Source organism: Paenibacillus chartarius, assembly GCF_042432825.1.
Taxonomy (GTDB): domain Bacteria; phylum Bacillota; class Bacilli; order Paenibacillales; family NBRC-103111; genus Gordoniibacillus; species Gordoniibacillus chartarius.
Genome location: NZ_JBHLWN010000027.1, coordinates 19,055 through 42,324, shown reverse-complemented (window position 1 = coordinate 42,324; position 23,270 = coordinate 19,055). Strand labels below are relative to the sequence as shown.

18 protein-coding genes are annotated in these 23,270 nt (G+C 53.1%); 13 read left to right on the top strand and 5 right to left on the bottom strand.

Going from position 1 to position 23,270, the window contains the following annotated elements; genetic code table 11:
• Window positions 1-39: 39 nt before the first annotated feature.
• The 11 genes from ACFFK0_RS06805 to ACFFK0_RS06755 all read left to right on the top strand — a co-directional run bounded on the left by ACFFK0_RS06805 (window position 40) and on the right by ACFFK0_RS06755 (window position 14,144).
• Entirely contained in the window at window positions 40-510 is a 471-nt protein-coding gene (locus ACFFK0_RS06805) for a hypothetical protein (protein ID WP_377469271.1), read from the top strand.
• 23 nt (window positions 511-533) lie between these two features.
• Complete coding sequence (locus ACFFK0_RS06800) at window positions 534-734, top strand: hypothetical protein (RefSeq protein ID WP_377469270.1); 201 nt, start codon at window positions 534-536, stop codon at window positions 732-734.
• Between the two features lie 243 nt (window positions 735-977).
• The gene (locus ACFFK0_RS06795; RefSeq protein ID WP_377469268.1) at window positions 978-2,270 is read left to right on the top strand and encodes an ABC transporter substrate-binding protein; all 1,293 of its coding nucleotides are present in this window, start codon (window positions 978-980) and stop codon (window positions 2,268-2,270) included.
• Entirely contained in the window at window positions 2,267-4,090 is a 1,824-nt protein-coding gene (locus ACFFK0_RS06790; protein WP_377469267.1) for a sensor histidine kinase, read from the top strand. Before ACFFK0_RS06795 ends, ACFFK0_RS06790 begins: the two co-directional genes overlap by 4 nt.
• Window positions 4,059-5,651, top strand: a complete 1,593-nt coding sequence (locus ACFFK0_RS06785; RefSeq protein WP_377469266.1) for a response regulator — start codon at window positions 4,059-4,061, stop codon at window positions 5,649-5,651. The genes ACFFK0_RS06790 and ACFFK0_RS06785 overlap by 32 nt, the downstream gene beginning before the upstream one ends.
• A gap of 170 nt (window positions 5,652-5,821) precedes the next feature.
• Window positions 5,822-8,608, top strand: coding sequence for a beta-galactosidase (locus tag ACFFK0_RS06780; protein WP_377469265.1), 2,787 nt, complete (start codon window positions 5,822-5,824; stop codon window positions 8,606-8,608).
• 104 nt (window positions 8,609-8,712) lie between these two features.
• Complete coding sequence (locus tag ACFFK0_RS06775; RefSeq protein ID WP_377469477.1) at window positions 8,713-9,582, top strand: ABC transporter permease; 870 nt, start codon at window positions 8,713-8,715, stop codon at window positions 9,580-9,582.
• 17 nt (window positions 9,583-9,599) lie between these two features.
• Complete coding sequence (locus tag ACFFK0_RS06770; RefSeq protein WP_377469264.1) at window positions 9,600-10,508, top strand: carbohydrate ABC transporter permease; 909 nt, start codon at window positions 9,600-9,602, stop codon at window positions 10,506-10,508.
• Between the two features lie 87 nt (window positions 10,509-10,595).
• Window positions 10,596-12,200: an ABC transporter substrate-binding protein gene (locus tag ACFFK0_RS06765; protein ID WP_377469263.1), complete on the top strand. Its 1,605-nt coding sequence runs from the start codon at window positions 10,596-10,598 to the stop codon at window positions 12,198-12,200.
• A 226-nt stretch (window positions 12,201-12,426) separates the two neighbouring features.
• The gene (gene uptA / locus ACFFK0_RS06760) at window positions 12,427-13,029 is read left to right on the top strand and encodes an undecaprenyl phosphate transporter UptA (RefSeq protein ID WP_377469261.1); all 603 of its coding nucleotides are present in this window, start codon (window positions 12,427-12,429) and stop codon (window positions 13,027-13,029) included.
• A gap of 866 nt (window positions 13,030-13,895) precedes the next feature.
• Window positions 13,896-14,144: a hypothetical protein gene (locus ACFFK0_RS06755; protein WP_377469260.1), complete on the top strand. Its 249-nt coding sequence runs from the start codon at window positions 13,896-13,898 to the stop codon at window positions 14,142-14,144.
• Window positions 14,145-14,176: 32 nt separating this feature from the next.
• On the opposite strand, the gene ACFFK0_RS06750 is transcribed toward ACFFK0_RS06755, so the two are convergent.
• The gene (locus tag ACFFK0_RS06750; RefSeq protein WP_377469259.1) at window positions 14,177-15,544 is read right to left on the bottom strand and encodes an MATE family efflux transporter; all 1,368 of its coding nucleotides are present in this window, start codon (window positions 15,542-15,544) and stop codon (window positions 14,177-14,179) included.
• A 130-nt stretch (window positions 15,545-15,674) separates the two neighbouring features.
• Between ACFFK0_RS06750 and ACFFK0_RS06745 the strand changes: the two genes are divergently transcribed.
• Together ACFFK0_RS06745 and ACFFK0_RS06740 are read left to right on the top strand one after the other, a co-directional pair.
• Window positions 15,675-16,541: a helix-turn-helix transcriptional regulator gene (locus tag ACFFK0_RS06745; RefSeq protein WP_377469258.1), complete on the top strand. Its 867-nt coding sequence runs from the start codon at window positions 15,675-15,677 to the stop codon at window positions 16,539-16,541.
• A gap of 272 nt (window positions 16,542-16,813) precedes the next feature.
• Window positions 16,814-18,514, top strand: a complete 1,701-nt coding sequence (locus ACFFK0_RS06740; RefSeq protein ID WP_377469257.1) for a methyl-accepting chemotaxis protein — start codon at window positions 16,814-16,816, stop codon at window positions 18,512-18,514.
• A 196-nt stretch (window positions 18,515-18,710) separates the two neighbouring features.
• Here the strand turns inward: ACFFK0_RS06740 and yhbH are convergent, their stop codons facing one another.
• From yhbH to ACFFK0_RS06720, 4 genes are all read right to left on the bottom strand, one after another.
• Entirely contained in the window at window positions 18,711-19,871 is a 1,161-nt protein-coding gene (gene yhbH, locus ACFFK0_RS06735; protein ID WP_377469255.1) for a sporulation protein YhbH, read from the bottom strand.
• Between the two features lie 248 nt (window positions 19,872-20,119).
• Window positions 20,120-21,430 (bottom strand): opine metallophore biosynthesis dehydrogenase, encoded by a 1,311-nt coding sequence (locus ACFFK0_RS06730; protein WP_377469254.1) that lies wholly within the window; start codon window positions 21,428-21,430, stop codon window positions 20,120-20,122.
• The gene (locus ACFFK0_RS06725) at window positions 21,427-22,251 is read right to left on the bottom strand and encodes a class I SAM-dependent methyltransferase (RefSeq protein WP_377469253.1); all 825 of its coding nucleotides are present in this window, start codon (window positions 22,249-22,251) and stop codon (window positions 21,427-21,429) included. The genes ACFFK0_RS06730 and ACFFK0_RS06725 overlap by 4 nt, the downstream gene beginning before the upstream one ends.
• On the bottom strand, window positions 22,248-23,111 hold the full coding sequence (locus ACFFK0_RS06720; RefSeq protein ID WP_377469252.1) for a histidine racemase CntK family protein: 864 nt from the start codon (window positions 23,109-23,111) through the stop codon (window positions 22,248-22,250). The genes ACFFK0_RS06725 and ACFFK0_RS06720 overlap by 4 nt, the downstream gene beginning before the upstream one ends.
• Window positions 23,112-23,270 lie beyond the last annotated feature (159 nt).

The following is a 23,270-nucleotide window of genomic DNA, read 5'->3' as shown; positions in this document are numbered from 1 at the left end:
CGGTTTATTTATTCCCGATGGGGACGTCGATGAAGAGCAGTGGAGCCGGCCTCAGTTCAAAATAATGGTACTGCTCAAGGAACCGTGCTGCACCATTTTCCCAGCTTTGTTGAAGTCGAGGAGCGCTACCCCCAGATTAGGGAGGAAGCGGATCGATTTTTCAAGCGGGTATACTTTGCCAATGTGAAGAAAACAGCAGGCGGGGCGGCGGCGGATGATCGCGTCATTATGCAGTATGCCAAAGATACGGCTCCGTTGCTGGTCGAGCAGCTGCGAATCCTTCAGCCTAACACCGTATTGTGCTGCGGCCAGGCGGTGTTTGAAGCGGTGCGGCAATCCCTGATTGCGGCTCATCAAGACTTCGAAGCCAAACGAAGCCCCGGTGGACTGGAGTATTTGTGGTGGGGCGCCCAGCGTACGAGCATCATTAGATACCATCATCCGAACGCTTTCTATCCGCGGGAAATGTCGTACACGTTTCTGATGGAGGAAATGCGGAAGATGATGTAGTTTGATGGAAGGGGGCCCCATATATGCAAACCATCCCGGAACTCGGAGCGGAGGGCGGCAGCCTTACTCTCTTCGGAGAGCAGGTTGACAGTGTGGCGTGGAAATTTTACAAGGAAAGCAATGAAGGGGGTATGGCAGATTTCCTGAGTGAAGATGACCGGGACTTGCTGCCGCTTCTGCAGCAAAAGCGCAAGCTGAAGGCGAACGATCCGGGTGAAGACTAGAAGCGATGAACGGTGCGGAATATCGATGAAGCGATACAATTTGCAGCGAGAGTGTACCTCGAGACAGCTTCCCCTCAATCCTATCTCCGAATTAAACAGCAGCGGGTATTGGACCGTCAGCCAAGCCGACAGGCATGTCCGATTGGCTGGTGGTCTGCGTGATTTTCATATCCGTTATCCAAGTAATCCCTTATAATATGTATTGTAAGCGCTGTTATATCCATAATGCCGAGGGTGGTTGTGATGAAAAATCGATGGCTCGGGATAGCCGCTTTGTCGGCACTCCTGTTAAGCTCCTGTCAATCCGAGCTGCAGGATTCCGCCGCCGTGCAAGCTCCTAAGCCTGTTACGCTGACTTGGATGCATCACTTTGAAGAGGATGGGGCGAGGAAATGGCTGAAGGCAGGTACGGACAAATTTAAACAAAGCCATCCTGAGGTATCGTTTGCAATCGAAGGCATTAGCGGCAGCATCTACATGAGCTCGCTGCGTTCCAAGGTCGTGACGGACGAGATGCCGGATTTGTATATGATTGACTCCATCTCGGAAACGAAGGATTTCATCGACAGCGGCTATGCGCTGAATTTGAAAGATGCCCCGTTCCTGTCCAATATCGAGGATAAGTTCTTGAACGGCGTTCGAACGCCGGACGGCTCCGTATGGGCGCTGCCGATCGATATGAATGGCGCCGGCATCATTTATAATAAAGACGCGTTCGCCAAAGCCGGTATTACGCATATCCCGGAAACTTGGGAACAATTTTTGGCCGTATGCAAGCGGCTGCAAAAGCAGGGAATTATCCCTATCGCTGCCGGATACAAGGACAGCTGGACGATTAGCTGGGATTTGAACCCGGATTTGATTGCCAATCTTCTGGCGTCGGATCCGGATTGGATGCTTCGCATTGAGCAGGGGCTGGCCGGCTTCGATGACGGGCAAGGGCGGTTCGCCCAGGTGCTGACACGATTCGGACAAAGGCTTGCGTATACGAATCCGAATCCGTTCGAGACGGACTGGAATCAAGCGCTTGGGCTGCTGGCCTCCGGGCAAGCCGCTATGATCATCAACGGAACATGGACGGTAGACGGAGTCAAATCGCTGGAGCCGGACAGCCGAATCGGCTTATTTGCTTTTCCCGGTACGGATGATCCTAAGGACGCCAAATTTGCGGTCAAATCCACCGGCGGGATCGTCGTCAACCCGAAGTCCCCGCATGTGGAGCTGGCAACGGAAATATTGGAGCTGTTCTCGACGCAAGAGGTGGGGCGTGTGTTTCAGCAGGATAAGAAAGCCATTTCCGTCATTAAGGGGCTAACTCCCGATTTAGATCCGATCTATGCGGAATTCAATCGTCTCTACTTGGAACCGTCCCGTACGGTCGATTGGTCGCATATTACCGCCGGCTTCGAAGATCAGCGTCTGAATAAGGCGTACGTCAACGCTCTGACCGAATTTATCGTCGATAAGGATCACAACGTGGAGAAATGTATCGATGCGTTGAATCAATCGTTCAATACGATCAGGAGACGTAGATGATGATAAGGCTATTGAACGAACGGATGAAGAGTCTCAGGTTCCGAACGAAAATATTTTTGTCCAATTTCATTATTATCGTATTTGTTGCGCTGACGATCGGCGGATTCGCCGTCTATGTCTCTTCGCAATACATTGTGAGCAATGCCAGAGACATGTCGAAGCAGGTCATTCATCAGGTTGCCGGCAACATCGACAATCGAGCCAAAGGGCTGTTCAACACTAGCGTATACATCATTACCGATCCCGTAATCCGCCAGATCCTGGGGGAAAATACGGTGACGGTCACACCGGATAATTATCCGGTTTTTCGCAGCCGGATGGAATTTCTGCTGGAGCCGCACGGGAACGGCAATCCGTATATCAAATCGATACTGATTCAATCCCGTTCGGGATATATATATGGATGGGGACGCATGGAAAGCGCCGGCAAAGGTCTTGATGAAGCAGCTGCGCAGCAAACGATCGAGATGGGGAAGGCCTATTTGTCGGAAATCGGCGGAAATCTAGGCTGGACCTCCTCGGAAGGGGACATCGTTCTGCTCAGGCATTTTATTAATATTGATAGAGTGAGCGAAAGTTTAGGCTTGCTCATGATCCGGGTAGACCCCCGTTATTTCCGTTCGATTGATGTAAACAGCTCAATGATGCAGTGGGAAAATATTGAGGTGATGAACAGCCGCGGCGATGTGCTGATCGGCGGAGGCCATCCGGTGTCTAGCGAAATGATGGCAGGCCGGCTTTGGGGGGGCGACCCGACGACAGCTTCGAGTAGAATCGTGCGCGACGCGAATACGAGCTATTTGCTGACGGCAGCGGTATCCGGCGATTTGGGATGGCGTGTTCTATGTTATATTCCCATGAGCAAGCTGCAGGCCACGACGCGCTTGCTCGGCTTGGTGATTGCTCTCGTATGTCTTGCGGCCATCCTGATTTCTACCGGTATTGCCGCCTTATTGTCCAAATCAACGGCCAAAAGTATCAAGAAGCTGGAGCAGACGATGCGCAAAGTCGAAGAAGGCGATTTCAGCGTGCGTGTCGTGCCGATGGGCCGGGACGAAGTCGGCATGCTGTCGGTCCGCTTCAACTATATGGTGCACCGGATCAATGAGCTGATCAATTCAGCATATAAGGAGAGAATCGCCAAGCAGCAGGCGGAATTTAAGGCGCTGCTGGCGCAAATCAACCCTCATTTTCTGTACAATACGTTAGGAACGATCCGCTGGTACTCGCATATGAAGGGGCAGCCCGATATCGAGCAAATGGTATCCTCTTTGATCCAGCTGCTCAAGACGTCGGTGCGCCGGGAGGGGGAGCTTCATCTGCTGGAGCAGGAGCTCGCCAATATCGCCAGTTATATTCACCTGCAAAAAATCGGGTACGGGGATGCATTCCGGGTGGACTACCGGATCGACGAAACGCTGCTGAACGGTTATGTTCCGTTTCTTACGCTGCAGCCTCTAGTCGAGAATGCGATCCTGCACGGACTCGAGATGTCCAAAGGGAACGGCCTCATTGAGATTTCAGCGCGGCGCGAAGGGAATGAACTGCTGCTGGTCGTGAAGGATAACGGCGTCGGTATGGACGAAAGCGTTATCAGTGACATTTTGCATCGCGAACAGCGGGGGACATCTCCACAAGGTTTATACAGCATAGGCGTCCGAAGTATCCACGAGAGAATTCAGCTGTATTTCGGGGAATGCTACGGGCTTCGCTACAACAGCAAGCCCGGCGAAGGAACGGAAGCTATCGTCCGGCTTCCTTACATGACGGAACTGGAGGCGATGCGTCGTGCCGTATCGGGCCATGATCGTGGAGGATAATGCGATTTACAGATATGCGGTCAGAACGATTCTGAATTGGGAAGATTACGGCTTCCGGATCGTTGCGGAGGCGCTTAATGGGAAGCATGCGCTGGAGCTGCTGCAGGATCAGCCGGTTGATTTGATCGTAACCGACATCAGCATGCCCGAAATGAACGGTATCGAATTGATCCAGACGGTCAAAGCAAAGGATCCGGGGGTGCTGATCGTAGCGCTCAGCTCGTTCGACGATTTTCATTTCGTCAAGCAAGCTCTGAAGCTCGGGGCTGCCGACTATGTGCTGAAGCACGATCTGGAGCCGGAAGGCCTGCAGCGGGTATTGGAGCAAATGAGGGACAAGATCGACGAGGAGAGGAAGAAGCTTAATGAATCATACTATATACAGACGAACCTGAACGAGCTGAAATCCAATCTGGCAAAGAAGTTGCTGACTGGAGAAATATCGGATTGGAGCCGTTTTGAAGACCATGCGGAGGCCCTGCGCCTTCCGATACGCAAAGGTCCGTACGCGGTGCTGCTGCTGGCGCTGTCGTCCTCTCCCGGGCATGAAGCGAACGGGCAATATGCGGAAAGACAAGCCAGTCTTCTAGCGGGCGAGACGGGAAGTATGGCGGCCATGATGTCGAAGCGGAGAATCGCCGTGCTCTTCAAGCTCGATGCGGCCAAAAGCGAAGGAGAGCTGTACGCGAATGCGCATAGGCATGCAATGTGGCTCATCTCCAAGCTGAAATCGCCCGACCGGATCGTTACGGCAGGGCTCAGCGGTACCGGAAACAAACTGATGGAAGCGAGCATGCTGTACCGGCAGGCTGAGGAGGCTTTATCCGAAGCGTTCTATGAAGGACGCGGACAGCTGTATGCTTATGTTTCCATGAATCGGCAGCCGGCAGCCGGAAAAGAGCCGTTGAAGCTGAATCCCCAGCCGTTAGCTTCGGCCATCAAACATGGGGACAGCAAACAGTTTGAGCAGCAGCTGGACGCGATCCTCCATACGGCAAACGTTCAACGGTTATCTTCGACCGAGCTGCTGCAGCTCATCAAGGATATGTTTATTTTGTTTAAGGCAAGCTCCTATGAGAAAAATCCGACCGCCGACCGCATGGATCAATGGCTGGAAGAGACGCTCCTGGCGGTAGAGGAATTAGCTCCGATCGCCAGCCTGAAAGAGCGGCTGAGCACGATGTTTAGCCGCTGTGTCAGCGGGACGTCCCTGAGGTCAGGGCGAAGAGAAATTCAAATGATCTTGGACTACATCCATACCCATTACGCCGATAACATCACGTTAGCGGATTTGTCCGAAAAGCTGAAGCTGAGCGGCAATTATATATCCAATTTGTTCAAGAGTGAAACGGGGTATCGCTTGACGGAATATATGAATCGCTATCGGATAACGATAGCCAAGCAGCTGCTTCAGGATCCGGGGGCAAAGGTGTATCAGATCGCAGAGCAAACCGGATTTCAGGAGGCTTCCTATTTCTGCAAAGTGTTTAAGGAAATGGAGGGCATTACTGTCACCGAATACCGCAGAAGACTTCCTGTACGTTCATCATCCGTTTCGTAGCCGGCCGAATGAGGCCGGTTTTTCGTTTTGTATAACGAATCTGTATTTTTTTATATCTTGGGGTCGCCGGTGTATACAGCTGCCGAGGTTTTGTATAAGAAATGGATGTTTCGTTGAATGAAAACGCTTTATTCCCCTCGTTATAATAATGCTGTCAGGAGATAGCGGTGATGGCGAGGGGAGGAACGACGATGCAATCGGGAACGGCGGCCGAATCGGTGCTGCTTACAGCGGAGTCTGTAAAACTGAATGGAGACGCCAAATTGATACTTTGTGCATCGCTTTTTTATTTCAGAATACCGAGAGCGCTATGGAAGGACCGGCTCTTGAAGGTGAAGCAATTCGGGTACAACTGCATCGATGTGTATTTTCCCTGGAATGATCATGAACGGCAGGAAGGCGTATGGGACTTTCAGGGAGAGAAGGATGCGCAGCACTTTCTGCGCCTGGCGGCCGAATGCGGCTTGCTGGTTGTCGCCAGGCCGGGGCCATATATTTGCTCCGAGTGGGATGGTGGAGCACTTCCCGCGTATTTGCTGACAAAAGAGAATCTGCGGCTGAGGGACAATAATCCCGAGTTTTTGCAGCATGTCGGGCGGTGGTATGAACGGATCATGCCGATTTTGCGGGAAGCCCAGTGGGGGCGCGGCGGTACCGTTATTGCCGTACAGCTGGACAATGAGCTGGATTTCTACGGCTGTGAGGATCCGCATGGATATATATCGGCGCTTCGCGACATGGCTCTCCGCCACGGGATATCCGTGCCGCTGATTGCCTGTGCCGGACAAGGCGGCATTTACGAGGCTTCCGGACTTGCCGATCATGTTGTGCCTACCTGCAATTTTTATCCGAACGACCGGGACCCCTGCTTTGAGGAGAAGGTGCTCGTCTATCGCAGCCTGCTTGCGGAGCGTGGACTCCCGCTGCTGGTGACGGAGACGAATCGATCCCATTTCCTGCTGCGGCGACTGCTCGGCTGCGGCGCCAAGCTGCTGGGGCCTTATTTGCAGGTGTCGGGCACGAATTTCGGCTTTACGAACGCAACGAACAATTGGGGCAAGCCGCTCGCGCTCTTGACCTCGGATTACGACTTCGGCGGCATGATCTCATCTTCGGGCGAGCCGCGTCCGGAAGCTTATGAGGGCAGACTGCTCAGCCGGGTCATCGACTGCTACGGCAAAGCCATTGCGGAAGCGCTGCCAATCGGCGGGGAGCCCGAGCGTCACGGGCTGAAGCTGAAAGGGGGAGGAGAGCTGCTGTTCTTCCCTAACGTATCGGAGGATGATCGTACGTTCCGATTCGAGCTGGGTGGGGACCCTGCGGAGAGTATGGATATAACGGCGCGTTCAGGCAGCTGCCCGATCGTGCCGGTCGGAGTGCCCCTCGAACAGTGGGGGCTTCCGGGGGCAGTGTTGTCGGCGGGGGCCGAGCTGTTTTACCGGACTCAACTGGCGAAGCGGACCGTGATCGCGTTTCATACGGACACGTCAGGCCGGATCCGCATCGATGCCGAACACCCGATCCAAGTCGAAGCTTTCAGTATGCGCCTTCTCGAGCGCAGCGGCACGCATATCGTATTCAGCTTTACCGCGGAGCAGCCCGGCAGCGCTTTGATCCGGATCGGAGACCGCCGGGCCAAGCTGATCGGCATGAGCCGTGAGCAAGCGCTGCTGGTCGAGTCCTATGAAGAAGGGGCCGGATTCATTCTAACCGCCAGCCAGACGGCTCCCCTTAAGGAAGTCGAGTTTGATATTCAATGGACATTGTCGGAGACGGCAGCCTTCGGCCTTCCATCCGGTCTCTCCAAGGAGCTCGGCGACCATGCGTCTCATTTGGAACGGAACGGCGTATACCGGGGCTATGCGTGGTACGAAGCCAGCGCAGGTTTGCCACAGCCGGACAATTGTGTAGGCGTTCTTGTGCAAAATGCCGCCGACATTATCAGCGTATATGCGGATGGGGCTTATGCCGGTACGGTCGTTCCCGGAGGAGGACACGGTTATGTTCCGCTGCAGCGCCCGCCAGCCGGTTCCGATCGCGTGAGCTTGCTGGCAAGAACGGAAATATGGGGCCATTCCAATTTTGACGATCCCCGGCTTCCGGCGCTTCGGCTGCATTCGCTCAAGGGCCTAACCGGTATGGTGGCGGTGACCGCCGTCAAGGATATTACGCAAAATTGGAGCTACGAGCCTTGGGAAAGCAGCAGCGCGCAAGGAGCCGGGCTTGGACGGGACAGAGCATGCAGCCGGCCGCTCGTCAGCTTTGGGGGCTGGCTCTCGGGCCGAAGCGTCCATGCCGCCTGTTACCGCAAGCAAGTCGTGTTATCGCCCGACTGCGACAGCTGGTTCGTGCATCTGCCGGGCTTCGCCTCGCTCGCCGAGCTATACGTGGACGGACAGCTGGTCGGCGAAGTGAACCCGCTTGATCCGTATGTGGACATCACGTCGCTGGCCAGACCGGGTACAGCGGCTGAGCTCATGGTCATTCTAACGACAGCGTATGGCTCGCCTGCAGGCAGCGTCAAGCTGTACGAAGGCGTTGCGGCGAAGCAGTGGCGCCTGACGGCCTGCGAGGAAGAAGGACTGCTGCAATGGGCGGAAGCTTCGCGAACAACAGCAAAGCCGGTGAACGGAATCGTCCGGTGCGCACCGGGACAGGTAAACTGGCTGTACGGAACGTTCGGCGATAGGCGGGCTGGCGGCGGCTGGCGGGTTCATTGCTCCGGAAGCAACGTCAAGCTGACTGTGTTCTTGGGTGAGGTGCTGATCGGAAGACTGTGGCTCGGCAGCGAACCGAACCGTCCCGCGATGCGCGGAGGCGATCCGGATTCGTTCTATATCCCGGGGCCGTGGCTGAAGGCAAATACCGAGCTTGCCATCATGATTGAAGCGGTTACGGCCGGAGAAGAGGGCGTTCTTGATACGTTCCGGTTCGTACCGGTGGAGGATGAGCTATGAAAATATCGACCCGACATGCCACAGCCGCAGCTGCCGCAAGTCTTGGCACGACGCGCCGGCCGGACCGTTTCCGCAGATGGTGGAACCAGAAAACGCTGCTGCTGATGTGCGTTCCCGCGATCGTGTTCTTTCTGATCATGTCCTACTTGCCGATGCCGGGGCTGTATCTCGCATTTATTAATTACAACTACACGGACGGCATGTTTCTCAGTCCTTTCGTCGGCATGGATAACTTCAAATTCCTGATCGAATCCGGAACGCTGTGGAAGCTGACCTTCAATACGATCGCCTACAATGCGGCGTTCATCATTTTCGGGAACGGTCTGCAAATCCTGGTCGCCATCCTGCTGAACGAGCTGCGCAACAAATGGTTCAAGAAAACAGCCCAATCGCTCATGTTTCTGCCGCATTTTATCTCCTTCGTTCTCGTCGGCTTGATCGCGTACAACATCTTGAGCTACGATTACGGACTGCTGAACGGCATCTTGAAATCGTTCGGACTCGAGGCGGTCAAGACGTATACGAATCCGGCGATATGGCCGTTCATCATTGTGATTACGTACTTGTGGCAGTCGACAGGGTACGGTTCCATAGTATATTTTGCCGCGATCATGGGGCTCGATTCGGAAATCGTGGAAGCTTCGGAGATCGACGGGGCGAACGCGCTGCAGCGGATCCGGTATATTATTTTGCCTTGGCTTAAGCCGACCTTCATTATTTTGCTGCTGTTCTCGCTCGGCGGAATTTTGCGCGGCAACTTCGGACTATTCTATAACTTGGTCGGGGCGAACAATACCGCACTGTACGATGCGACGGATATTATCGAGACGTTCGTGTTTCGCTCGCTGATGAACAATTTTAACTTCTCGCTAGGCAGTGCGGTCAGCTTGTATCAATCGGTGTTCGGCTTCTTCCTCGTGCTGTTCGCCAACTGGCTCGTCAAGAAGGCATCCCCGGACAATACTTTATTCTAGGGCGGAGGCGCAAAACTATGGAAACCAATGTGGCGCGTCATCGGGGCGCCGACCTCTCATCCATATCGGTCCGAGTGTTCGGATACGTGTTGATCAGTGTTTTGGCCATATGCTGTTTGGTGCCTTTCTTGATGGTGCTCGGAACGTCGTTTACTTCGGAGCAGTCGATTACGCTGAACGGGTACAATTTGTGGCCGCGAGAGTTCAGCTTATTCGCTAACAAGATCGTCTTCGAGAATCCGAGGTTGATCGTTGGCTCTTACATCGTGACGATCGGCATCACCGTCGTCGGCACGGCAGTCGGCTTGTTCATCGTAGCGATGACGGGTTATGCGCTGCAGCGGCCTGACTTTATGTCCCGCAACGGCATCTCGTTCTTCATCTATTTCACGACGCTGTTCCAGGGCGGGGTCGTTCCTTTCTACATTATTATGACGCAATGGTTTCAGTTGAAGGATAACTACTTGGCCGTCCTGCTGCCCGGGCTGATGAGCCCGTTCCTGATCATTATGATGAAGAGCTTCGTCAAGTCGATTCCGCATGCCATTACCGAATCGGCAAAGATGGACGGAGCGGGGGATTTTACGATATTCGTGAAGCTGATCCTGCCGATGACGGTGCCGGCGCTGGCGACGATCGGGCTGTTCATTGCTCTGGGCTACTGGAACGAGTGGTATAATGCGATGCTGTTCTTGTCGCCGGATTTGGAGTACCGCCCGCTGCAGCTGTTCTTGTATAACGTGATCACGAGCGCAGACTTTATTCGCAGCTCATCGGTATCCTCGAACATCCAGCCGCGCGATATGCCGATGGAATCGATGAAGATGGCTACCGCCGTCGTGGCGACGGGGCCCGTTATTTTACTGTATCCGCTCGTCCAGCGCTTCTTCATTCAAGGCATTACCGTCGGCGCCGTCAAAGGCTAATAACGGTGAATACGGACTGCTTCATCGGAGTCTGATCACATACGCGTTTCAAAGTCTCGCATCCATCATATAGGGAGGAACCAAGACATGCGCAAGAAGTTTCGAAAAATGTTATCGCTTTCACTGGCCGCTGCGCTTGCAGCCAGTCTCGCAGCATGCAGCAATACGGCGGGCACGGGGGGCAGCGGAGCGGACGCTTCGCAGCAGGATGCCGGCAAAACGAACCAGGCCGATGCAGCCAAGACAAATACGTCGGAGTTCGTGACGATCTCCTATGTGATGCTCGGCGACAAGCCGAAGAACGGTCAATTCGAGAAGGTCATGGAGAAAGTGAATGCGCTGCTGAAGCAGAAGGTCAACGCCCAATTGGAAGTGAAATGGGTGGAGTGGGCCGATTGGCAGACAAAGTATAACCTGCTGCTCGCTTCCGGCGAACCGCTCGATCTGATCAACGTCGCGACAGACTGGCTGGATACGTGGCCCAACGCGCAAAAGGGGGCGTTCATGCCGCTCGACAAGCTGCTGCCGACCTACGCTCCGATCACTTGGAAGGAAGTGCCGCCGGAGCATTGGGCCGAGACGAAATACAAGAATCAAATCGTGCTCATCCCGGAAAACAGCTATACGCAATGGGTAAACCATGGCTATATGTACCGCGGAGATTGGGCGAAGGAGTTCGGCATCACATCCCCGATCAAGGATTTCGAATCGTTCGGCACCTATTTGCAAGGCGTTAAGGACAAGAAGCCCGGCGTCATTCCGCTCGATTTGAACGGCGGCAACCTGGCAAGCTTCGACGGCTATATCACCACGAAGACCGATGCGATCGGTATTCCGGTCAGCACGGGACCGATGCCGATTTTCTATGCCAAATCGTACGACCAACGTTATACCGCTTTCAGCCCGATTTTTGAAGATACGTTCCTGAATTACGCCAAGCTGATGAAGGAGTGGGGCGATAAGGGCTACTGGCGCGAGGACGTTCTGAACTACAAGGGGGACAACCGCGCCGCTATGGAAGGCGGAAAATCCGGCTCCGATCAGCATCACACGCAAACATTTCTGGGCGAGAAGGTGAAGATGGAGAAGCTGCAGCCGGGGTCCGACCTGCAATTCTTCCCATTCTCGGTAACGCGGGGCAATCTCGTTTCCATGCCGATCACCCATGGCGGCACCTCCATCGGCGCTCGCAGCAAACATCCGGAGCGGGCACTGATGGTGTATGAGCTGCTGCGCAACGACCAGGAAATTTACCGCTTGTTCAACTACGGCATTGAGGGCGTTCAATATGTCGTCAAGGACGGCAAGCGCTACCGACCGGACGGCTACGATGTGCAGAAGCATGACTTTTACTCCAACTTCTGGGGAGGCCGGGTCGACAAGAACGAAATTCCGGACGGCACCCTGTGGGACGGAGCGAAGGATCTGTACGCCTCTTATGACAAGATCAAGAAGCCGTTCCCGTACGGCCGATTCGTCTTCGACAAGAACCCGGTCAACAACGAGCTGACCGCCATCACCCAAGTCGTCAGCAAATCGCTTCCGGCGATCGCCTACGGCAAAGCGGGAGACCCGGCCAAAGCGGTGGAGACGTTCCGGGCGCAGCTCAAGTCGGCCGGCCACGACAAGGTGCTGGCGGAAATTCAGAAGCAGCTGGATGCTTATAAGCAGATGGTGGAGAGCAGTAAGTAAGAGCGGATGGAAAGAGCTTGTGTCTCCGAGCGGGGCGCAGGCTCTTATTTTTTTAGTCTGGAAAATAATTCATGCGAGGGAAACGGAGCTAGAGCAGGGGACGGTATGCCTCTGGCGACCGACTATAGCAAATCTGCTGAAGGTGAGATGCGCCATCAGACGCGGTATGGTAATATAGGATAAGTGGATTAACCCTATTATGACAAGGGAGAGAGGATAGGCTGAGATGTTGCATGATCTAATAATGTCGGCGCTCCAATTTATTGAGGGGCTCGGCGTCTGGGGCATTATGTTCGGACTCATGATTGAGATCATCCCGAGTGAAATCGTACTGGCTTTCGGCGGCTATCTCGTTGCCCAAGGCAAAATCTCCTTCGTCGGAGCGGTCATCTTCGGCACCATCGGCGGGGTCATTGCCCAAATCTTCGTTTACTGGATCGGGCGCTACGGCGGCAGACCGTTTCTGGAGAGATACGGCAAGTACATTCTTATCAATAAGCACCACATCGATGTGGCGGAGAAATGGTTTAACCGCTACGGCACCGGCGTGATCTTTACGGCGAGATTCATTCCCGTCGTTCGTCACGCAATCTCGGTTCCGGCTGGCATGGCCCGCATGTCGCTGACACGATTCACCGTGCTGACTACCTTGGCAGTCATTCCTTGGTCGATCCTATTCGTCTATTTGGGACAAGCGCTCGGCGATAACTGGGAGCAGATCGATGAGATGGCGGCGCCTTATGTCAAGCCGTTTATCTTTGCCTCCATCGTGCTCACCGCCTTATACGTCCTGTATCAATTCCTGAAGCGAAATAAAACACGCGGATAATGTGACGGAGATCCATCCTATGAGAACTGCAAAGTAACCTTTATAGTTGCAAAATATGACCCAGTGCCTTGGCGGCGCTGGGTCTGTTGTCTTCGAAAGAAGAAACGGGTAATTATGGAACTGCGATTTAATATACAGGGACTGATCTGCGATCATCGCCATGTAGAAGCAATCCTTACAGATTGGGTAGCATCGCTCCACCGTCCATATAAGAAACCTCAGGAATTCATTCTGAGGCTTTCTTTTTTTGATATAATAATTAAAGAAGGTGGCGTTTGACCATGGTTTATAGGATTTGGATAATTGGTTCAATATTATTATCGTTATACAGTGTTATTAAATTTTGGCCGAATCAAGTTGACGATGAATTTCCGTTATTTAATGATATTTTAAGCATGCTGGTATTCTTACCTTCAGTATTTATTCTTGTCTATGGAGTGATTCTTCATTTTGTCCATATTTATATCCAAAACAGGAAGATAATAATATTTTCATTTATTTTTACTATATGTGGACTCCCTTTAGTCTTTTTTTCAGTACTAGGTAGTTTCCATACTTACGTTAGAATGTTTTCTTTAGTATGTTCTGGCGCACTCGGTTTAGGATACTATTTTTTTACAACATATATAATTAGAGAAAAGCTTAATCCAAAGTAATTTGCTTTGGCTACCGCGGCGAAATCTTAGCATATGACTCATTGCTTGCCAGATATTAATTATGTACGGAAAGAAAAGAGCATCTCCGGCCAATAGGCAAGGGGATGCTTTTGTGTAAGTGTTAGTATTTGATACTTACTCAATATACCAAATATAATAGTTATAGGGAATATCTGAAATACTGAGCGGCAATCATAAGGAGATGAAAGGATGAACATCGAAATTGAAGTCAGAGCATTTGGAAAAGAGGAAGTTCAAGGAACGGCAGATGCATATCGAAGTACCGAGCTCATTCGCGTACATCAGTTTTCTAAAAAAGCAACATTAGCCGAAATAGAGGCATTGTTGGTTAAATTATTTGACGAAGCGGAAAGCAGTTATCCAAATCCCGAGCAGTGTCTCGGTAAAATCACCATACGCGCAAAGAGAGAAAACGGTGAAATTGTATACTTGGGCTAGATAATTAGGGCGGTGTCCGCCGCCCCTCATCTCTACGCGGTGGTCATCGTCGAACCGGGTGCAGCCGCCGGAACCGCGTCCGTGCGCATGAACCGCCGTGACCGCCAGCGAATACCTACCAGCACTCCCCGCAGGAACTCATCTGCGATCATCGCGGTATAGATGCCGAGTAAGCCCCAGCCGAGCTGGATGCCCAAATAATACGAGCACCCTACGGCAACGGTCCACATCGAGATCGTTCCGGTGATCATCGGAAACCGTGTGTCTCCGACGGCGGTCAGGGCGTTGCCGATCGCCATGTTGACCATTTTGACCGGCTGCAGCAGAAGATTAACGGCCAGCAGCGACACACCCAGCGCAACGATGTCCCCATCCTTTGTAAAGAGGGAGATGGCCTTATCCCCGAAGGCATAGAGCAGAAAAGCATTCACAAAAACAAGCCCCAAACCGATCCACATGACCTGATAAGCCGTCCGGTAAGCCTTCTCCTTCTCGCCGGAGCCGAATAGATGCGCGATGCGAATCTGCCCGGCCAGGGCGATCGAGAAGCCGATCATGAAGCAGAACGACTCCATCGTATTCATATAGGTGCGCGCACTTAGCTCCTTCGAGCCCAGCATGGCGACAAAAGCGAAAATCACCAGCTGGGTGAAGCACCAAGCCGACATATTCACTCCCAAGGGCCAGCTGATACGCAGCGTTTCCCGGAACATGGTACGGTCGTACAGGCGCCAGTCTCTCCACTGTATTCCAGGTGAGAAGCTGCGGCGATACACCGCAAGCATGGCCGCGGCACCGAGCAGGCGGCTGATCGTGGTCGACCATGCCACGCCGGTCAGGCCCAGAGCAGGGATGCCGAACGCTCCGAAAATAGCCACATAGTTGAACAGCACATGGATCACGTTCATCCCCAAGGCGATGTACATCGGCGTACGGGTGTCGCCCGTATTGCGGATGGCGGTGCCGAACGCTCCCATGGCCGCCATGAACACCATGCCGCTGCCGACGATGGAAATGTAGGTTTCCGCCAAGGGCTGAAGCGGCCCGGGAATTTGCAGCAATTTCGCCACCGGACCGGCACCGAGGTTTAGAACAATGCTGAGCGCAAGCCCGATCCCGATACTGACCTTGGCTCCCATAATGCTGATGAGCCGGGCTTCCTGCGGTCTTCGGGCACCCAGTCTTTGGGCAATGAGAATGCCCGCTCCGCTGGCAATGGCCATAAACAAAATGTTCACGGCATTGAACAGCTGGCTTGAGATGCCGATTACCGCTACCGCATCGTCGGAAATATGGCTGACCATCAGGGTGTCGGCCGTACCGAGCAGAAACTGCAGGAACATCTCGAGAAATACCGGCCAGGTCAGCATCCAAAGCGACATTTTGCGCTCGTTATTCATGTGAAAGTAATCCTCCTTGAGTGTCGCTCATCGAATAGATATTTCACATTATAAACGCTATACTAAGGTGGATGTGACAGTTATTGAACCAAAACTTTAGTTTTACAAACCTGCTTTAGAGGTGAACAGGATGTCTGTGATCCGCTTTATCGCCCCTCCGTTACCGCACTATATCGCCAGCGGCTTCGGTTTATTTCGGCCTGGGCAGAAGCACTTGAACCGAAAAGCCTTCGGTGTGTTCGACCTGCTCGTCGTCCAATCGGGCTGCTTGTATATTGGGGAAGAGGACCGGCACTATGAGGCGCAAGCGGGACATGCCGTCCTGCTTCGGCCCGACCTGCATCACTATCCTACTCAAGGCTGCGAAACGGATACGTGGGTATTCTGGCTGCATTTTGATACGGGAGGCGAGTGGAGCGGTGAGAAAGAAGATGCGCCTGCCGCCTACGGCGACGGCGTCTTCGATGCCCTGCATGTCCAGCCGTTCGCCATGCTGCTTCCTCAGTTCGTCCGGCTGCTTCAGCCGGGCGCGATGTACGAGAAGCTGCGTCAGCTGAACGAGCTCGAACGGCACGCGCATAACGATTGGGCCAGGTGGCGTTGCCAGCTGCTATTTGCCCAGGTGCTGGAGCTGCTGAATGCTTCGCTGGATCTCGATCCCGTGCTGCCGGGAGCCAATATCGCCGACCGGGCCGCCTCTTATTTGCGCCAGCACTATCAAGAGGACATTACGGCCGAGGTACTGGGGGATGCCTTGAATTTCCACCCGGTCTATATTGCCCGGTGCATGCAGAAGGAGTTCGGCTGCTCACCGTTCGACTATCTGCTGCGGTATCGACTTGCTCAAGCCAAGCGGCTGCTTCAGCAGACCGACCTGCCGGTGGCCAGGATCGCCGAAGAGACCGGCTTTCGCCAGCCCTCGTATTTCAGCTCGATCTTTGCCAAGCATGAGGGGCTGTCTCCACGGGCCTATCGCCGCCGCTTTTCCGGGCAGTAAGCAAAACAAAAACCGCCCTGCATCCACCCAATAGGAGGACAGGACGGTTTTTGTTTAGGATTTGGCATATAGCCCCTAAGACTTCACCGCAATGTTCGAGAAAAACATCTTAAGCGCCTTATATATATGGTTAAAAACGGAAAATTTGGCAGAGAGGACCATGGTTAAAAATGAAGGGGAAAATTAAACTTGATGTTCGTTTTTGGAGGAGAATGTCGAAATTAGTCGAATTTTTCATTTGATTACGAAGAAGCTCACAACAGGAGGTTAACATGCTAAAAGGAAAGTTAAGTATTGCAGTGAAGATGAGTGCTTTGGTCGTTCTGGTCATTATTGTTTTATCGGCAACGATCGCGATCACAGCCAAACAGCAAATCACCGACAGGATGATCCGCGTATACGAAGACCGTGTGAAGGTTGTGTCTCAATTAGGGTATAGCTGGCTGGAACAGACGTACCCCGGAGAATGGTCGGTTCAGAACGGTCAGCTTTATAAAGGTGCAGTAAAGATGAACGATAACTTCGAGTTTGTAGATAGCATGTCTAGAATTACCGGAGGTGCCGTAACGATTTTTCAAGGAGACACCCGGATTGCAACAAGTATTAAGAACGGGTCCAACAGAATGACGGGCACAAAGGCTGATCCCAAGGTTGCCGAGCTTGTACTGAGATCGGGCGAGACGTATATCGGTGAGGCTGATATTGTAGGCACTACTTATCTAACCATGTACCGTCCTATTCAGAATGCTAAAGGTGAAGTGATCGGCATGTGGCTTGTCGGTCCTAAGATTGAAAAGGTGAGCCAAAATGCGAATCAAATTTTGAATTCCATTTATTTGGTTATGCTCATTATTGCACTGGTGGCCGTTGTTGGAAGTTTGCTGTGGATTCGAAGCATCATACGTCCAATCCGAGTCATCAATGCGCAGCTCAGAGATATTGCGGAGGGCGAGGGTGACTTAACGAAGGAGCTTCGTGTATATGCCAATGACGAGATCGGCGAGCTTGCTCAAACTTTTAACTTGATGATTGCGAATTTGCGCACGATGATCCGACATATCGGCTTTACCTCGGAGCAAGTGGCAGCCTCTTCGCAGGAACTAACTGCCAGCGCTGAACAGACGGCTAATGTGACTGAACATAGCTCAACAAACGCACAGCGCATCGCCGTTGCCTCCGAGCAGCAGCTTGCCGATGTGGAAAACAGTGCGACCGCCATTGTCGAAATGTCTAAGGGGATTCATCAAATATCGAGCAGCGCTCAAGTCGTCTCGACTTCTGCAATCCTGGCATCCGGCAAAGCGTCCGAAGGCATAAAAATGGTCAGCGCGCTTTCAGAGCGCATGACGTTGATCCAACACACGTTTGAGGAATTGGCGGCTTCGGTTAAAAATTTGGATGAGCGTTCGGCTGCTATCGGCAAGATCGTCGGTATGATTTCGGGCATAGCAAGCCAAACCAATTTGTTGTCGCTGAATGCCGCAATTGAAGCGGCAAGAGCCGGGGAAGAGGGCCGTGGCTTCGCGGTAGTGGCCGGGGAAGTTCGCAAGCTTGCGGAACAGTCGGCGGATTCGGCCAAAAATATTACGGATATCATTACGCTTATTCAATCGGATACATCACGACTTGTGGATTCGATGAACATATCCAAGGCTGAGGTATTGGAAGGGGCTCAGCTTGTCACAGCTACGAATGGATCTTTCCGGGAAATTCATCAATATGTCCAAGAGGTAGCCGCTCAAATACAAGAGACCTCGGCCGCATCGGAACAATTATCGGCGAGCTCGGATGAGATCTCCCACTCCATGGAAACGATCAAGGAGTCTGCCGTAAACGCTGCAGCCAGCATCCGTGAGGTGTCGAACAATGCGGAGCACCAGCTTTCTTCCATGGAAGAAATCACGGCATCCGCAAATGCTCTGTCCCACTTAGCGGAGGAGCTGCAGACGTTGGTAAATAAATTTAAAGTTTAACATTGCTAGGCAAACAAAGAAGCAGGCATCGGATTCCGAAGTCTGCTTCTTTTCGATGATGGGCAATAGCTTGGCGGTGAAAGTCCGCTACAGGCTTGGCAGTAGGAACTGTTACTCCCAGGGCAAGGGTGTCCATCGCGAGGCGGAATCTGTATAAAGAGCGGACGTTTTTTGTTTAGGATTTGGCATGTAACCGCTAAGACTTTACCGCATTTTTTGAGAAAAACGTCTTAAGCGCCTTATACACCTCGCCCTTCTCGCGGATGACGCAGTGCAGAAACTTCGGGTTTTGCACGTTCCGGTACGCCGACATCAGCGTAGAGGAACGATTGTACTGGTTCACCTCGCCGTAGCCGAACATATTGCAGCGCTCGGCGAGCTCGTTGATCAGCTTCACGCAGCGCTCGTTGTCACTTGTGAGGTTATCCCCGTCGGAAAAATGAAACGGATAAATATTATACTGCGACGGCGGATACCTTTTATCGATAATGTCCAGCGCGGCCTGATACGCCGAGGAGCAAATCGTTCCGCCGCTTTCCCCTTTGGTGAAAAACTCCTCCTCCGTCACTTCCTTCGCTTCCGTATGGTGGGCGATGAAGACGATCTCCACGTTTTCGTATTTCGTACGCAGGAAGCGGGTCATCCAGAAAAAGAAGCTGCGGGCGATATACTTCTCGAAAGAGCCCATCGAGCCCGACGTATCCATCATCGCAATAATCAGCGCATTGGAATGCGGCCGCTCGACTTCCTCCCATGTCTTGAAGCGCAGATCGTCCGGCGTAATCCGCGGCGAACCGTCCGTTGTTCCCCCGTCCCGCGCCGACCGTCGGATGCTTTCCAGCAGCGTCCGTTTCTTGTCGATGTTGGACATTATGCCTTTCTTGCGGATGTCGTTGAAGAGGATCTCTTTGGTGCTCATGTTCTTCTTGTCTTTATTTTGCAGATTCGGGAGTTCCAGCTCTTCGAACAGCAGTGCCTGCAGCTCCTCCATGTTCACTTCGGCTTCGTAATAGTCCTCGCCCGGCTGGTCGCCGGCGCCTTCGCCTTTTCCAGGACCGGCCTGTTTCGCAGAAGGATCGACGCCGAGCACGTCGCCGACCTTCGAATCGCCGCCACCCTGACCGACATGCTTTTGCTTATTGTAATTGAAGCGGAACCGGTATTCGTCTAGGGAACGGATCGGCACTTTCACGATCTGCTTGCCGTCGTTCATAATGATATTCTCTTCCGTCACGAGGTCGGGCAGGTTTTGCTTGATCGCTTCGCGGACCTTTTGCTGATGGCGGGTTTGGTCTTGGTATCCTTTGCGGTGCAGAGACCAGTCTTCGCGGGAGACGATGAACAAGGGTTCGGTCATGGTCAAGGGCACCTCCTGAGTGTACTTTCTAACCAATATATTCAACCGCCATGGGGTTCATGTGGATTGGCGAAAATACAGTCGATAATAGGTGCGAAATAACCCGGTTTGATCTGTCCGTCCCGGCTTTGAACCCCATAACCATCAACTAGGCGCTCTTACTACTTGAAGTAGGAACGGATTTGGCCATAAGTTCCTTGCTGCTTGTGAACAGCCTTGCTCTCGTTATGTTCATTTGACTTTCATGCTCAAGCTTCGGCAGCGTCAAGAAGAAGCAGCTCCGAGCAAATTCGACTGATATCGCCTTCGAAGCTTTGAAGTGTAAAAGCCTCCGACAGGGGACTGTCCGATAGCGAATGGACTGCCGCCAGTAAACGCTGCTCATACCGGACGACGAATTCGTCGATGGTCGGGCAAGGCACACCGGCTGCTTGAGCGATGCCTTGGATGATTTTGATGCGATAATAATCTTCTTTCGGCATCCTGGGGATATCCCAGGCTCCTTCATGATTGATGAATACGGGACGGAGCGGCACGGCGGAGAAGTCAAAGTACCGGCCGTCCCGGTCCGGCTCCGAGTAGGGATCAATCAGCAGGGAGGCGTAACGAACGTAAAGTAAGTACTGTTGATGCACGGGGTCCAGCTCCGGGAAACGCTCTATATCGCAGCGGGCAAGGCTCTCCGGCCTAACCGGATAATTGTCGTCGACCATGAACCGGAGTAAATTTACCCCCTTCAGATTCAGCTTAAGTACAAGCGCAGTGATCTCTTTCCACTGCTCCAGCATCTCCCGCATGAGGGTTTGCGTAATAGGGCCTTCCGGGAATAGCTTGTAAATGAACTTCGGAACGGCCGGCCGGTTAAAAATGATGCCGAGTGAGAAATCGTTCATAAATAAAGGCGGATGCACATACAGGGAAATGTTGCGCGTTTCGGCCTCAAGCGCCGAATCCGTCGCTTCCAGTGTGATGCCCGCTTCCTCAAACAACTGCCGGAACGTCTCCACGGACTCGGAAGGAAGTCCCATCGCTCCTGCATACACTTTGCGCTTCACGGCTGTTGTCAGAACATAGGTTGGCGGCTTGTCGGCCGTCCGGCGCGTGTCTCCAAGGTAGGTAGAGAAGCTGATTACCTCGGCGTCGCCGCCCTTCTCCTTGAGATAACGGCGGATGAGTGCGCTGGAGCCGAATGTCGGTGAGAGGAGCGCCACACAACGCAAGCTTCGCAGAAGATCAGTCGGGAGCTGCGCAAGCACCGGCACATAGGCATCCGCCGTTACCGACAGAATCAGTGTATCCCATTGTCCTTCGATGCTCCCGTATTCGTGAAATGACGCGTCAACGAAGCATTCGCCTTGAAGTGCTCCCAGCTTTGGATGACTTATGTCGACTGCAACCGTCCCGCCGCTTTCGCGAAGCGCGTCAAAGAATGGCGCGGAGCGAACGGACCGTCGTCCTGCAATGCCGACTCGACCGCTTCGCCAGCGTTTGAGCAGCACGGCGAGCTGAACGGCAGCGGGACCGGTTCCCGCTATGAGGACTCTGCGAAGAAGGCTCATCTCCATGCCTCCCCTGCGCGAGACAGCTTCAATGCTTTGCGGTACAAGGCCACATCAAATACATGTCCCGGCCGTACCGCCGTTTCGGCGAGCTGCCATTTGCGTTCGTCTACTTTCTCCATAGGGTAGTTGAAGAGTGCCTTCAAGCCGTCCCCATACCGCATGGCGACAACGACATCGGGAAGAGCCGACTCATGCAGCCAGTCGAGCAGCGAGTATTTGACGGAGACGGTGGAACTGATAATGATGTGGGTAATCCGATCGATGTCATGGAAACGCTCCAGTGGAAGGTTCTCCAGCCGGATAGGCAGATCAGGCCCTAACCGTTTAACTACTCTTCTGCCTAATTCCACAGCTTCGCGGTCTATGTCTATCCCCATCACATCCGCGCCCGTGCGTCTCGCGATGAGCAGCGGCGTCATCGGAAACGCACCGGAGCCGATCAGCAGGACTTTGGAATCAGACGTAACCGTGAAGCTCCCGAACTCCTTGTCGATGGAAGCTTCGATATTATGGAAGTAATCATGTCTGTCATCGCCGCCTTGCAGCAGCTTTAGAGCGCGATACTTCTCCATAATGGCGACGCAATGGGCCGATGAGTCCCGCAGCTGCATCACAAGCGGATGGAGCTCTTTGATTTCGCTGTCCTTAAGCTCCGCCCACAAACGTTGATTATCTTCATCGGTAATGAAGACTGAATAGTCGTCTATGGTCTGCTGGAGCTCCGGATTGTGAACGGAGATGCCGTCATATTGTGCAGAAGCTTGCGAAAATTTGTCGCGAAATCGAAGGAGTGATCGATATAGTTGTTCCCTGGTCATGAGAGTCCCCCTTGTACTGAAGATTGGACGCAATCGTCTACATAAGCTTTGCCTCGAGCGACGATGTTAACAGCGGATCTAATGATGACTTCGGTAATCTCCCCGCCGCTCCAGCTTACTCTTGCATGAATGGTGCCCCCGGGCTGCCGCACGGGCACATCAATGGAGCAGCGGTCGTTCCAGGCGAGATAACAGCCAAGCGAAGCCGTTCCTGAACCGCAGCCTTGCTCCCAAATCAAGCTAGCGAGCGCGGGGACGAAGATAAGCGGAGCGAGCTCGCGAGTGGACGGACGGTAGAGCATGACGCCGACCAGTTGATCTCCCGATGTGACGCCAAGCAGCTTCGCCAGACGTTCGGCAGCCGCTAGTTCAACTTTGAAACGCTCGCAGTCAATTACAAGATGGAAGAAACCGGCGTAACGGACAATGCCCAGCTCCAGCATCATGCCTTCGAAAGGGATGACGACTTGCTCCACCGCTTTAGGAATCGGCATAACGGCCTCGCACCAATAACCGTTTTCCATTTTCTCCACTCGGCAAAATACGGGGCGCTCCGTACCGGAAGCCTCCAACCACAGCTCCAGTGACTCACCGGGCTCTTGCGACTGCTCTGACGCTAGGCAGGCAGCCAGCGCTAAACAAGCATTGCCGCAGAACTCTCCTCCAGCCATCCGGAGCTTGGCAGCGTGGCCGTGGCGAGCGGGCTTCTCGACGAAGCCGACCTGCTCCGCGTAAAGATGGCCGTAGTCCATCATTTGTGAGGCGATGCGGGGATGGTGCTCGACGGGGAACTCGCCCATGACGAGTATCGTCACATTGTTGGCGGGACTGCATTTGACGAAATCCATTTCCTGTTTCATGCGGCTAACCCTCCGATACCGTGAATGCGAGTAGCGTTGTACTAAGCAGAATCAAATAGTAATAATTACGAATAAACCCGATACCATCATAGTAAGATAATGTCAATTCGTCAATGCTTTTTTCGGGAAGCACACGAAGAAAAAAAATGGGTTGACAGC